General features: G+C 36.0%; 16 protein-coding genes and 1 riboswitch. Of the genes, 7 read left to right on the forward strand and 9 right to left on the reverse strand.

Features of this window, described 5'->3' with window-relative positions; translation table 11 throughout:
* Window positions 1–7: 7 nt before the first annotated feature.
* The 3 genes from phaC to phaR all read right to left on the reverse strand — a co-directional run bounded on the left by phaC (window position 8) and on the right by phaR (window position 2555).
* On the reverse strand, window positions 8–1093 hold the full coding sequence (gene phaC / locus ACLBWW_RS08445; protein WP_000206842.1) for a class III poly(R)-hydroxyalkanoic acid synthase subunit PhaC: 1086 nt from the start codon (window positions 1091–1093) through the stop codon (window positions 8–10).
* An 82-nt stretch (window positions 1094–1175) separates the two neighbouring features.
* Window positions 1176–1919, reverse strand: a complete 744-nt coding sequence (locus ACLBWW_RS08450; RefSeq protein ID WP_000250411.1) for an acetoacetyl-CoA reductase — start codon at window positions 1917–1919, stop codon at window positions 1176–1178.
* 153 nt (window positions 1920–2072) lie between these two features.
* Window positions 2073–2555 carry a polyhydroxyalkanoic acid synthase subunit PhaR gene (gene phaR / locus ACLBWW_RS08455; protein WP_000566954.1) on the reverse strand — a complete coding sequence of 161 codons (483 nt, stop codon included), beginning with the start codon at window positions 2553–2555 and terminating at the stop codon, window positions 2073–2075.
* Window positions 2556–2754: 199 nt separating this feature from the next.
* Between phaR and phaQ the strand changes: the two genes are divergently transcribed.
* The 7 genes from phaQ (at window position 2755) to ACLBWW_RS08490 (ending at window position 8228) form a co-directional block, all read left to right on the forward strand.
* A complete protein-coding gene (gene phaQ, locus ACLBWW_RS08460) occupies window positions 2755–3207 on the forward strand; it encodes a poly-beta-hydroxybutyrate-responsive repressor (RefSeq protein ID WP_447613984.1) in 453 nt (150 codons plus the stop codon).
* A gap of 42 nt (window positions 3208–3249) precedes the next feature.
* Complete coding sequence (gene phaP, locus ACLBWW_RS08465; RefSeq protein ID WP_000448583.1) at window positions 3250–3774, forward strand: polyhydroxyalkanoic acid inclusion protein PhaP; 525 nt, start codon at window positions 3250–3252, stop codon at window positions 3772–3774.
* Window positions 3775–3875: 101 nt separating this feature from the next.
* Entirely contained in the window at window positions 3876–4319 is a 444-nt protein-coding gene (locus tag ACLBWW_RS08470) for a MaoC family dehydratase (protein WP_001067917.1), read from the forward strand.
* 147 nt (window positions 4320–4466) lie between these two features.
* Window positions 4467–4652: an alpha/beta-type small acid-soluble spore protein gene (locus ACLBWW_RS08475; protein ID WP_000241212.1), complete on the forward strand. Its 186-nt coding sequence runs from the start codon at window positions 4467–4469 to the stop codon at window positions 4650–4652.
* Window positions 4653–4766: 114 nt separating this feature from the next.
* On the forward strand, window positions 4767–6086 hold the full coding sequence (locus ACLBWW_RS08480; RefSeq protein WP_048545032.1) for a TrkH family potassium uptake protein: 1320 nt from the start codon (window positions 4767–4769) through the stop codon (window positions 6084–6086).
* A gap of 38 nt (window positions 6087–6124) precedes the next feature.
* Window positions 6125–6290: riboswitch (yybP-ykoY riboswitch) on the forward strand.
* 90 nt (window positions 6291–6380) lie between these two features.
* The gene (locus tag ACLBWW_RS08485; RefSeq protein WP_048545033.1) at window positions 6381–7175 is read left to right on the forward strand and encodes a TerC family protein; all 795 of its coding nucleotides are present in this window, start codon (window positions 6381–6383) and stop codon (window positions 7173–7175) included.
* A gap of 201 nt (window positions 7176–7376) precedes the next feature.
* The gene (locus tag ACLBWW_RS08490; RefSeq protein WP_048545034.1) at window positions 7377–8228 is read left to right on the forward strand and encodes a formate/nitrite transporter family protein; all 852 of its coding nucleotides are present in this window, start codon (window positions 7377–7379) and stop codon (window positions 8226–8228) included.
* Window positions 8229–8255: 27 nt separating this feature from the next.
* Here the strand turns inward: ACLBWW_RS08490 and ACLBWW_RS08495 are convergent, their stop codons facing one another.
* The 6 genes from ACLBWW_RS08495 to ACLBWW_RS08520 all read right to left on the reverse strand — a co-directional run bounded on the left by ACLBWW_RS08495 (window position 8256) and on the right by ACLBWW_RS08520 (window position 13142).
* Entirely contained in the window at window positions 8256–8567 is a 312-nt protein-coding gene (locus ACLBWW_RS08495; RefSeq protein WP_048545036.1) for a cyclic-phosphate processing receiver domain-containing protein, read from the reverse strand.
* Window positions 8568–8581: 14 nt separating this feature from the next.
* Window positions 8582–9304 (reverse strand): prepilin peptidase, encoded by a 723-nt coding sequence (locus ACLBWW_RS08500; protein ID WP_447613985.1) that lies wholly within the window; start codon window positions 9302–9304, stop codon window positions 8582–8584.
* Window positions 9305–9416: 112 nt separating this feature from the next.
* Window positions 9417–10127 (reverse strand): LutC/YkgG family protein, encoded by a 711-nt coding sequence (locus ACLBWW_RS08505; RefSeq protein WP_447613986.1) that lies wholly within the window; start codon window positions 10125–10127, stop codon window positions 9417–9419.
* Entirely contained in the window at window positions 10127–11548 is a 1422-nt protein-coding gene (locus ACLBWW_RS08510) for a LutB/LldF family L-lactate oxidation iron-sulfur protein (protein ID WP_000061936.1), read from the reverse strand. Before ACLBWW_RS08510 ends, ACLBWW_RS08505 begins: the two co-directional genes overlap by 1 nt.
* Window positions 11549–11564: 16 nt before the next feature.
* Window positions 11565–12284 carry a (Fe-S)-binding protein gene (locus ACLBWW_RS08515; RefSeq protein ID WP_000869144.1) on the reverse strand — a complete coding sequence of 240 codons (720 nt, stop codon included), beginning with the start codon at window positions 12282–12284 and terminating at the stop codon, window positions 11565–11567.
* A 168-nt stretch (window positions 12285–12452) separates the two neighbouring features.
* Complete coding sequence (locus ACLBWW_RS08520) at window positions 12453–13142, reverse strand: FadR/GntR family transcriptional regulator (RefSeq protein WP_255256195.1); 690 nt, start codon at window positions 13140–13142, stop codon at window positions 12453–12455.
* Between the last annotated feature and the right edge of the window lie 27 nt (window positions 13143–13169).

Genomic DNA, 13169 nt, shown 5'->3' on the forward strand with positions numbered 1-13169 from the left:
TTTATTTTTAATTAGAACGCTCCTCCAGCCAATTTCCAACCGTCGGATATGTTTGTTTTACCGCTGTTCCACCGTAAACGATCGACATATGTCCCGTTGGTAAACAAACATATTGTTTATCTGTGCTAGAAATATGGTCTAGCAAAGCTTCTACTTGGCATGGCAGGGCGATATGATCACGTTTCGCAGAAATATTTAAGACATTCGCCTTAATATTTGCAAGGTCTACCTTTTGTCCACGAATAACGAGTTCACCTTTCACTAATTTATTATTTTGATAAAAATCACGAATCCATTGTCTATACGATTCACCTGGGAATGGAATACCGTCACCAACCCACTTTTGAACTAATTTCCAGCTTTCGACGAAGCGCTCATTTTCTGAACGATCAAGTAAAGCGACATATGGACCTACAAAGTTTGTAATTGGTTTTAACATCTTATTTCCGAAATCAATCATTTCTGGCGGAATATTTCCGAATGTATCAACCGCTTTATCTAAATTGAAGTATTTCTCATCTAATAAAGGACCGTATAATCCTGTTTCAGAGAAATCAAAAGGACTTGTCATAAAGATTAAGTTGCGAATTGGCATGTGTGGATGAAGTGCTGCATAAATAGAAGTTAGCGTTCCACCCATGCAATAACCAAGTAAAGAAATCTCGTCCGATTTCGCAGTTCTCATTACTTTCTTCACTGCTTTTGCAATATAATCAAACACGAAATCATCAAATTTCAAATGACTATCTTCTAAACCAAATGTGCCCCAATCAAGCATATACACATCAAAACCACGATCTACTAAATATTCCACTAAACTATTTCCTGGAGTTAAATCCATAATATACGGTTTATTAATAAGCGCGTATATTAATAAGATTGGAACTCTCTGTGTTTTTTCTTGTTTTGGAATGTAACGATACAGCTTCGTTTTATTCTTCGTCCAAATAACTTCTTTTGGTGTTAAACCAACTTGTGGTTCTGGTTCGCGTAATAAAACTTCGCTCGCTCTTTTCACACGGCGATATGCTTTACGATATTCTTCTGGGTACAACTCCAATTGCTTTTCCCATTCCGTTACGAATGTAGTCATTTTTCTATCTCCTTTTCGGTCGATTTATTTCTAAAAAAAGAAGTGCATTCCTGCTATGGATATGCACTTTTTTCTCAATTCATTACATGTATAATCCACCGTTAATGTTTAATTGCTGACCTGTGATATATGCACCGTCACGGCATAGGTATACTACACCTTTTGCAATTTCATCAGCTTGACCAAAACGTTTTTTCGGGATTTTCGCAACGATTTTTTGACGTACTTCTTCTGGTACTTCTGCTACCATTTCAGTATCAATAAATCCTGGGCAAATTGCATTTACAGTTACATTTGTTTTTGCAAGCTCTAATGCTAATGATTTTGTAAATCCTAACATACCTGCTTTTGCTGCAGAGTAGTTTGTTTGTCCAAATCCACCAGCTTGGCCAATAATAGAAGAAATACTAATGATTCTTCCTTCTTCTGCTTCCGATATGTATGGAAGTACCGCGCTTGTTGTATTAAATACACTGCTCAAGTTCACGTCAATTACGCGCTCCCAATCTTCACGATTTAATTTTTTGAATGTACGATCTCTTGTAATACCAGCATTATTAACAAGAATATCAACTTTACCAAAATGATTCACAGCTTCTTCTACAAGTCTGTTTGCATCTTCTACTTTCGAAACATCCGCTTGAACTGCATAAACGTCATGTCCTTCTTTTCCTAATTCATTTACTAAGTTTTCAGCTGCTTCTTTACTGCTGTTATAGTTAATAACTACTTTTGCTCCCTCTTGTGCTAATGCTACTGTAATTGCTTTTCCAATTCCTTTTGCCCCACCTGTTACGATTGCTACTTTGCCATTTAATTGAACCATTTCTTTTCCCCCTTAAATGAATTTGTGAACGATTGTTATGAATCATTTTGGTACTCATATGAATAGAGTCCATATATTAATTATGTTTCGTTGTTTATACATGAAAAAGAGATTCTCCCTTTCCCTTTTACACGTTATAAACAAACGCTATTATCATTTTTTATTTTCCGGCTTATTCGCAGGTTTTACTTCTTCTTTTGCAGGTACTTGTAGTTTCGCTAGTACTGCATTTTGCTTTTCTAGTAACTCTAAAATTTGATCAACTTTCGTTTCTAGCGTGCGAATATCTTGTTTTACTTTCGTAACATCACGCTTTAATGTAGGAGCTTGTCCTAATGAATCCACTTTCTCTTCTAGAATTTCCTCAATGTTATCAACTTTATTTTCTAAATTGATAACAAGCGTAGCTACTCTAGCGATATCCTCTCTCGTCGGCACATTCACCTGTTCTAAATAATTTTTTGTCGTATCATTTAATGCTTTTTGATAAAACAAATTCAAATCTAGAACGCTGCCCATCCAAGCAGAATATTCTTCTGTTTTAATTGTTTCATTGAGCGCTTTTCCCCAAAATGTTTCGGTTTGTTCATAAGCATTTTTCCATGCTTGCAATGGATCGAATTTTTGATCAATCACTTCGACTACACTCCCTTTTTCGTTTTTGAAACAATTCAACCTATTCACTATTTTCTAATATTCTGAATAAAACTTCAAGTCTATATTTTATTTTTCTTTATTTTCCAATAAATGTGTTGACATTAAAAACAGATAGGTGTAAATTGCACTTATAAGCAAAAAAATTCCATCTAACTGATTCATGAGGTGATGCACAATCATGCTACATAATGAACCAGAACACCCAGAAAGTTTGGAAAAAAACCAAGCGAAACAACCAAACTCCATGCCCAAAAACTTCTTAGTTCCTTTCTTACTTCTCTGTCTAAAAGACTGGAGTCTTCATGGTTACAAACTCATTCAAATGCTAATGGACATCGGCTTTTCTTCTGTTGACCAAGGTAATGTGTATAGAACATTGCGCAAGTTAGAAAAAGAAAATCTCATTTCTTCCACTTGGGATACAAGTGAAGGCGGGCCAGCGAAACGAATTTATTCTTTAACAGAATATGGAGAGCAATATTTAACAACATGTGCAACTTCTTTTGAACATTATCAAAATATGTTGCGGACGTTTTTTACGTTATACACCAATGCATTCTTTCCATTTTCTTCTTCTCCAGAAAAGGATGAAAAGGATTCTTCATCTTCACCTGGTGGTACAGCAGAGTAATCTGCGTTCACAATATGCAAAAAAACATTTGGAGGTCAAACAATGGAAACTAAGCCATACGAATTAGTCGATGCATTTTGGAAAAACTGGTCTCAATCTCTTTCCCTCTTCTCTTCAGCTGGGAAACAATTAGAGCAACTTACTTTAGAAACTTTAAAACAACAACAAGACGCTTTGCATAAATTAACATCAGGAGTAGATGAACTAGAAAAAGAACTACAACAATTCACTGCTCAGTTCAATAACCAATATACAGATTACGTGAAGCAATTAACTGGAAACTCCTTAAATGATCAAATTAACGAGTGGCAAGGGAAATGGAATGAACTTTCTAATCAAATGCACCAACTGACTGTTTCTCCTACGAAAACATCTTTGTCTATTCTTACTCAAACTAGCGGTCAATTTGAAGAAACAACAAAACAATTTATTGAACAACAACAATTACAACGTGAAGAGGTTCAAAAACAGTTAGAAGTTTTTTTGGGAGAGTTCAAGTCCAAACAACTAGAACTCGCAAAGCAGTTCGAGGAAAACTCAAAAAATTTATTTACTTCCATCAAGTAAGAAAAATGTGGGAGCTAACTGCAGCACAAACAAAACTCTTTCTTCCTCCTACTACATCAAGATGGCTAGCATTTTTCGATATGGAAAAGAAGGAGGCCAAAATGAATCCATTTCAAGAAGCACAAACTGTTCCGGAGCTTCGTTATGATGAGATTCAAGTCGGTGATCAAGCATCCCTTACAAAAACTATTACGGATGAGGACGTTATTAATTTTGCAAAATTAACTGGAGATGTGAATCCTATTCATATTTTAGATTCTTTTGCAAAAACGACAATGTTTAAAGAACGTATTGCTCATGGCATGCTCGTTTCCAGTTTCATTTCGACGATTCTTGGAACGAAACTCCCTGGCAAAAACACGATTTATTTATCTCAAAACGTTTCATTCCGTGCTCCTGTCAAAATCGGTGATACACTTCGCGTTGTGGCAGAAGTCATTAAAAAACGAGACGATAAAAAAATCATTACGTTGCAAACAAACATATATAATCAATCCGGTGATATTGTCGTGGAAGGTACAGCGACAATACTGAAAAAAGAGTAGCAAATTTGCTACTCTTTTTTCTATCCAATAACTTCTAATCACACCGATTACTTCCGCGTATGAGTACGTCGTTTCCACATAAAATAACGTTACCAGTTTAGATAAGTATTTAGCTGAATTGGACTACTCATAAGGATGTGTATCAACATGGTAAAAACAAACAAATTACTAGTTCCAGGTGCAGAACAAGCGCTTGAACAATTTAAATATGAAATCGCACAAGAATTCGGTGTTAGCTTAGGTTCTAATACAGCATCTCGTTCTAACGGTTCAGTTGGCGGTGAAGTAACGAAACGACTAGTCGCTTTAGCTCAACAACAATTACGTGGATAATACAATAACCTATGGCTTAGAGGCAGATATTCTCTGCCTCTTTCTATTTTTAACATACATAATCGTGCTTTTTCACATACTAGTAAGAGCAAACTGAAAGGAACGATATGTGACATGAAACGGATTAATATTAGCATGAGTCCTCCCCGTGTTCTTACTTTGTCTTTTATTATGTTATCAGTTATCGGTACATGCTTATTAAAACTACCAATTGCTACAACAACTTCTATTTCATGGATCGACGCTTTATTTACAACAGTTTCTGCTTGTACTGTTACTGGGCTTGGTGTTGTAGACACCGGAAAAGTATTTACTTTGTTTGGACAGTGTGTCATTTTAACGCTTATACAAGTAGGGGGACTTGGCATTATGAGCTTTGCCGTTTTAATTGCGATTATGCTCGGCAGAAAAATTGGTCTTCAAAACCGAATTTTACTGCAACAAGCGTTAAACCAAACGAACATTGGTGGTGTCATTCGTCTTGCCAAAGCATTATTTTTATTCTCTTTTACAGTCGAATGTATCGCTACTTTGATTCTTTCTTTTGAATGGGTACCAAAATACGGGATTGCTAAAGGGATCTATTATAGCTTTTTTCATTCGATCTCTGCTTTTAACAATGCTGGTTTTTCTGTGTGGAGCGATAATTTAATGTCCCATTCTCATAGCATTCTTGTCAATCTCGTTATTTCCTCCCTCATTATTTTAGGTGGAATTGGTTTTACAGTAATCGTAGATATAAAAAGAAAGAAAAATTTTAAAAACCTTACATTACACTCAAAACTTATGCTCTCTTCTACTCTAATCGTCAATATTATTGCGACTGTTTTTATTTTTATATTCGAGTTCCACAATTCCCTTTCTATGAGAGGATTTACCCCATTTGAAGAAGGAATGGCCGCTTATTTCCAGGCGGTTTCAACTCGTACTGCCGGGTTTAATACAGTTGATATTTCTGCATTATCAAAGCCTTCCCTACTATTAATGATGCTCCTTATGTTTATTGGCGCTGGTAGTGCTTCAACCGGCGGTGGAATTAAGTTAACAACATTTTTAATCATGTTTTTTGGGGTATTTAAATTTTTACAAGAACAAGATGATATTGTCGTTTTTAAAAAATCTATTAAAGATACTCTCATTGTCAAAGCATTGACCATCACTATTATTTCCATTTCATTTATCTTTTTTGCTATTTTAATTTTAAGTATTACTGAGCGAGTTCCTCTATTGATAAGTGCTTTCGAAGTATTTTCAGCATTTGGGACTGTCGGTCTCAGTATGAATTTCACACCACACTTAACTATGATCGGAAAAGCTATTATCATCTTTATGATGTTTTTTGGGAAAATGGGACCTTTAACATTGGCTTTTTCATTTGCACGTAAAAAGAACCGAAAAATAAAATATCCGAATGAAGATATTTTAACAGGTTGACAACCGTATACATTATCCATATAATGAGAGTACAATAGCATATCTCCAAAGGGGAGTAGCGTCCAAGAATATTTCTTGGAAACAAAGTCGTCATTACGTAGAACTTAGTTCTTCCGGCTTTGTTGGCATTTTCATTACATATGTCTAGCAAGACCTTTGCCTATTAACGGCAGAGGTCTTTTTTGTATTAATTTCCAAATTCTTCCAAAGTTAATAGGCAGGAGTATGGGGAAACTAAATAGTGGGGAAATTCTTCACTTATTTAGTACTTATAGAAATGAGAGGAGAATGTACATGGATGTATCATTATTATTGGAGTATGGTTGGGTATTACTCATCCTAATTGCACTAGAGGGGATTTTAGCGGCTGATAACGCTCTCGTTCTTGCAATTATGGTAAAACATTTACCAGAAGAAAAACGAAAGAAAGCATTATTTTACGGATTAGCGGGGGCATTTGTTTTCCGATTCGGATCGTTATTTATGATCTCGTTCTTAGTCGACGTATGGCAAGTGCAAGCAATCGGTGCCATTTACCTTATGTTTATAGCTGGTAATCACTTATTTAAAACGTATGTTAAAAAGAATACGGATGAAGAAACAGAAGAAAAAGAAGCAAAGAAAAAACAAGAGAACTTTTGGTGGACTGTATTTAAAGTTGAGGTTGCTGATATCGCCTTCGCAGTTGATTCAATTTTAGCTGCAGTTGCGTTAGCAATGACTTTACCAAAAACAGGATTAGGTACAATTGGTAGTCTTGATACTGGGCAATTCGTTGTTATCTTTGTAGGTGGACTTATCGGGTTAATCATCATGAGATTTGCAGCAACTGCTTTCGTACAAATCTTAAAACGTAAACCAGGACTTGAAACTGCAGCATTCTTAATTGTAGGTTGGGTTGGTGTGAAACTAGCAGTTTATACATTAGCACACCCTGCATTAAATGTAATTCCGCATTCATTCCCAGAATCTACACTATGGAAGCTTACATTCTGGATTATATTAGTCGGAATCGCAGTTGGCGGTTGGTTCTTCTCGAAAGAAGTAGAAGTAAAAGTAGAAAAGAATTTAGACGAAAAAGCGCTGTAATTACAGCGCTTTTTCTTTTTCCCTTCCCCTCTCAATGTCCAGAAAAAATTCTATTATACTACCATTTGTAAGCGTTTTCTTAATGTATGTATGTCCTTTTTGTGAAACATTGCACAAACTTATTGAAACTAAGAACAATTCCATGTACTTTATTCATATAAGGAGTATTTATAGATGATGTACTAAAGGAGCGTATTACTCATGCTAGAGCAAGGAATAGATTATGTTGTCAAACTGGCTAAGAGCAAAAAACAAATGCTAGATACAAACCCGATGCAATATTTCATTCGTGCCGCACTTGCGGGTATTTATATCGGTTTTATTATTGTACTATGTTTTAAATTAGGTAATTTTTTTCACATTGCAGATTCACCGGCAACTTATTTAGCTGCTTCTATGTTTTTCGGAATTGCCCTCGTACTTATTATATATGGCGGTGCTGAATTGTTTACTGGAAACACAATGTACTTTACTGTAGCAACTTTAAGAAAAGAAACAACGATTTCTGATACACTTCGTAACTGGGTCGCTTGTTATGCAGGGAATTTAGCTGGCGCTTTATTCTTTGCCTTACTATTTTATGCAACTGGAATTTTCGAAGCAATTGATCACGGCCATTTCATGAATAAAGTAGTAGAAGGAAAAATGAATACACCTACAATGCAATTATTCTTTAAAGCAATTTTATGTAACTGGCTTGTATGTCTTGCGTGTTTCTTACCTTCTCAAGTTAAAGGTGATACAGCAAAAATTATGATGATGATGCTACTCGTTTTCACATTCTTCTTATCTGGTTACGAGCATAGCATTGCAAACTTATCACTGTTTGCTCTATCTTTAGTTTCACCGCATCCGGAGACAATTTCTTTTGCAGGTGCTATTCATAACTTAATTCCAGTTACAATCGGTAACATTATTGGCGGGTCCGTCTTTGTCGGCATGGTATACCATTACTTAACAAAGAAAGTACCTGACGTGAAACAAGAAGAAACTGAATTAGTAGCGGCTCAACAAGAAGAAATCATTCCGTTACAAGCACATATGAAACATTAAAAACTCCAAAGTAAAACTTTGGAGTTTTTAGCTCCCCACATATTTAACAACAAGGTGCGGATTAATTTCGCCTTCTTCCTTTCCCTTATTAATTCTCTGTTTCATCTTGTGCATACCGATGACATCATTCGTATGAAGGTGAATTTCATTTACATATAAACCCTCTTTACAAAAAGCCTCTACAAAATCTAATCCATTTCTTTTCCCCCATCCCATATTAAAATCAAGGGAAAGAATATTCACATCATAATCCCGAACCATTTGCAAGGCACATTCTACTGTAGTGGCGGGCACATACCCGTACGGACAACTTCTTTGATCATCCATATATACATTCATGTTCTATCCTCTCTCTATTTTGTATACGTGAACAACATATAACATATTGCCCCAAGGCTAATAAAAGGACCGAACGGAATTTGGCTCCTCATTTTCATACGTTTTAATACTATACCAACTCCAAAGAAACAAAGACTAAAGCAAGATGCTAAAAATAAGATCATAAAAATCCCTTTCAGTCCCACTATAAATCCAAGTAACGAAAGTAATTTTATATCTCCTCCACCAAGCCCTTCTGGATATATCTTTTGCATGCAATATAACAAAATGAATATAACGCCACTACCAACTATACTATCTGTCCAAGTCACTAACGGCACAAAAACACATTCTAAAATGAGTAAACAGGCAAACCAAACTAAAATACGATTGGGGATTAACATATATATGTAATCTGTAACTGAAATAATAAGAAGGAGAGAAAAAAGCGATAAAATGATGATAAGCTCCCGTTCCACCCCAATCATATATACAGTAAGAAGAAACATCATTCCTGTTACAAGTTCAAATACTACGTACAAAATTGACATTTTCCTCTTACAATTCGTACAACGTCCTCTTTGTATACAAAAAGAAATGATTGGAATCAATTCTTTTGGCTTTAGCACATACTTACAATAATGACAATGTGAACGCGGGATAATGATAGACTCACCAAGTGGTACTCTCATCGCAATTAACATAAAAAAAGAACCAAACACCATCCCCACTAACAATGCATATAAATAAGTGAACATCCCTTCCTCTCCTTTCCAGAAGAACATAGCAAAAAAAGGAGAGAAATTCTACTCCATATTATTTCTATTCTATTAAAAAAGCAGGCCATTTTCTGGCCTGCTTTCCCCTCTTTTATACGATGAAATATACTGCTTTTAATGGTCCGTGTACTCCGACAACAAGATTCATTTCAATATCTGCCGAGTTACTAGGTCCTGTAATAAAGTTAATACAAGATGCCACTGCCTCGCCATTTTCTACACGTGTGTTCATATCCTGAACTGCTTGTGTAATACGAGGCACAAGTGTTTCACGTGGAATAATAGCAAAGTATACAGTCGGTAAAAAGTGTAAAGAACGACCTTGGCCTTTATGACTTTGTACAACAATCGTACCAGATTCAGCTAAAGTATAATCACTAAATGCGATTCCAATATTCGCTCTTTCTGCGATACGCATATTCTCTTCTTTTTTCTCAGGATCCCATACATTTACTTCAACATTTTGGTTTGGAAGCTCTTCTTTAAATAAAGAAGTCAATCCATAAGAATCAAAACGTTCGTCTGCCGATAACATAATAGGTCCCCCGCCGTTTTCCACGATTACTTTTTGAATATCTTCACGTAAACGGTCGTTTGTCGTTTCCACTACAGTTGTATGAATGTTTGTACATTGATTTTTAAATACTTCTAACAATTCTTCTTTTGAATAATCTTTTAGCGTTTCTACATTCACATTACTTTTCCATGCTGGACGCTTTACGCCTTCCGTTTTCCGCTCACGTCCAAGTTCTTTTGCAATATTATCTAGAAAGGACTCACGGTTTTGAATTAATCCTGTCATTATTTGTCCCCGCCTTTCTTATGATCTTTATACCAATCACGGAATCGTTCTTTACTTGGAGCCGGGAATTCACGAATATCTGTCCAGTTTTTAAGTGGCCCAACACCTTTTGATACACGGTTGCCCGATGTAAATGGACTCATTGCTGCTGGCGCCATTTTTGATCCCATTTTATATAAAGCTGCTGAAGATGCACCCATACTAAACATTTTCATTGCTAATTTTTCTGCAAGTGGTGCACGTCCTTCTTGCTCAACAATTACTTGACGATGTTTTAATAATAAATCATGCAATGGTATTTTTACTGGACAAGCTTCTGTACACGCTCCGCATAAACTAGAGGCATATGGAAGCTCTTTGTAATCATCGTATCCACCTAAAAGTGGTGTTAATACCGCACCGATTGGTCCTGAGTATATAGAACCATACGAATGTCCACCAACGTGACGATATACAGGACATACGTTAACACAAGCAGCACAACGAATACATTGCAATACTGAACGGAATTCAGACCCAAGAATTTGAGAGCGGCCATTATCAACAACAACTAAGTGGAATTCTTCTGGTCCATCTACTTCCTCTTCTTGGATTGGTCCCGCTACAGTTACATAACTTGTTAATTTTTGCCCTACTGCACTACGACATAGTAAACCAACTAAAACATCTAATTCTTCCATTGTCGGAACCATACGTTCCATACCCATTACTGCAATTTGAGTTTTCGGAATCGACATAACAAGATCGGCATTACCTTCATTCGTTACTAAACAAAGAGAGCCAGTATTTGCAACTGCAAAGTTACAACCTGTCACACCAATTTCTGCATCCATAAATTTCTCACGAAGTTGTTTACGAACAAACTTTGTCATTTCATATGGATCATCAGAATTTTCATAGCCAAGCTTCTCTTTAAATACATCACGAATTTGCGTTCTGTTTTTATGAAGTGCGGGCGCAATAATATGTGAAGGTGGATCGTTATCTACTTGCAAGATATACTCTCCTAAGTCACTTTCTAACACTTCACAACCAATCTCTTCAAGGGCATGATTCATACTAATTTCTTCAGTTACCATTGATTTTGATTTTACAACTTTCTTCGCTTGTTTCTTTTTTGCAACGTCTTGAATATACTTTGCTGCTTCCTCTTTCGTTTTCGCAAAGTACACATGTCCGCCTCTTTTTGATACATTTTCACTTAACTGCATTAAGTAATAATCAAGATTTTCTAACGTATGTTGGCGAATTTGTTCACCTAGTTCACGCCACTCTTCCCAGTTTCCTAATTCTTCCGCTGCTTTTAAGCGATTCGTATATAAGCGCGTTTGCGCAGAAGATACTGCTCCGCGCATAAAAGAATCTTGAATTCCATCGCCAACGCGATCATTAAATTTTTTCTCACTGATTTTCATAGACATAGCTTATGTTCCCCCTTCATGAGCGACTATTTAGTACCTCAGCAATATGCATTACTTTTATTTCTTTTCCTAAACGCTCAATACGTCCGCCAATGTTTAACAAACACCCACAATCTGCACCGATTAAATAATCAGCACCTGTTTCCATTGCACTATCTACCTTCTCATCTACCATTTGCTCAGAAATTGGAGTCATCTTCACTGAAAACGTTCCCCCAAACCCACAACAATTTTGTTCGTTTGGCAGTTCTCTCACAGTTAATCCTTTTACGTTTGATAATAAAATTCCTGGTGCCTCTTTTACTCCAAGCAGGCGTGTCATATGACAAGATTTATGAATAGTAGCTATCCCTGGTAAGCTTGCACCAACATCTGTCACTTTTAAAACATCTACAATAAATTGTGTAAATTCATATGTTTTATCAGCAACCTTTTGTGCACGTTTAGCCCACTTCGGATCATCTTTAAAAACATGCGGATACTCATGAAACATTGTCGCACAAGAACCAGATGGTGTAACGATATATTCTGCATCTTCGAAAGTTTCAATCATATGTTTCATCGCTTCCTTTGCTGCTTCTACATGGCCGCTATTATAAGCAGGCTGACCACAACAAACTTGTGCTTCTGGAAATTCAATTTCACAACCTAAACGCTCCAACACTTCAACTGTTGCTTTGCCGACGTTTGTTTCAAACATATCGACTAAACAAGTAACAAATAAAGTAACTTTCATAATTATTACTCCCCCTTTTTACAACTCCACCAACAAACATATGGTCATCAGATGACTAAGGAAAGAAGAAGTAGGCTCAACCATGGCCTATCCTCTCCCTCTTCTAAAGAAAACGCTTACTTAATCTTTCTCTATTTTATCAAAAAATTTGATTTTTAAAAGATTAAATTACGAATTTATATCGTTTTTACCTGTGACAATATGTTCTACATTTGTTAAATGATCTAGCATTGCTTGCTGCGCTAATTCTACATCTTGCTTTAACACTGCATCATATATAACTTGATGCTCTTCTATAAGTCGTTCTGATGTTGTTTGTTCACCATATAAAATAATGCGTCTTGATTCACCAATCGTTTCAGCAATCATCTCTGAAACGTGATTCATGAGTTCAAGCAAAATGTTGTTATGCGAAGACTCCGCAATTCCCATATGGAACTGAAAATCTGCTTTTTCGCCAGCCTTTTCATCTCCAATGCTCTTTACCATTTCATCTAACCAATGCTTCATATTTTGCAAATTATCTTCCGTACGTTTTGCCGCAGCTGCTCGAACTGCCCCCACTTCAAGCACCTTTCGTACTTCTAATAAGTTTAAAATATCTTCTTTCTTCATTAATAATTTATTGTTTAATGATTTTGTTAATGAAGAAGAATCGAAATTCTTCACATATGTACCTTCTCCTTGTTTCATCTCAATTAAGCCCATTGCTCTTAGCGCACTTAGCGCTTCACGAACAGCAGATCTACCCACTTGAAACTGCTCAGCTAATTGATGTACAGGAAGTAGTTTGTCACCAGGTTTTAACGTACCATTTTTAATCATTGTTAAAATAGCTTCAGATACTTCTTCGTAAATCTTTTTCGGTTTAATAGATTTGTACTC

Source organism: Bacillus sp. M5A3_1b (assembly GCF_053345335.1).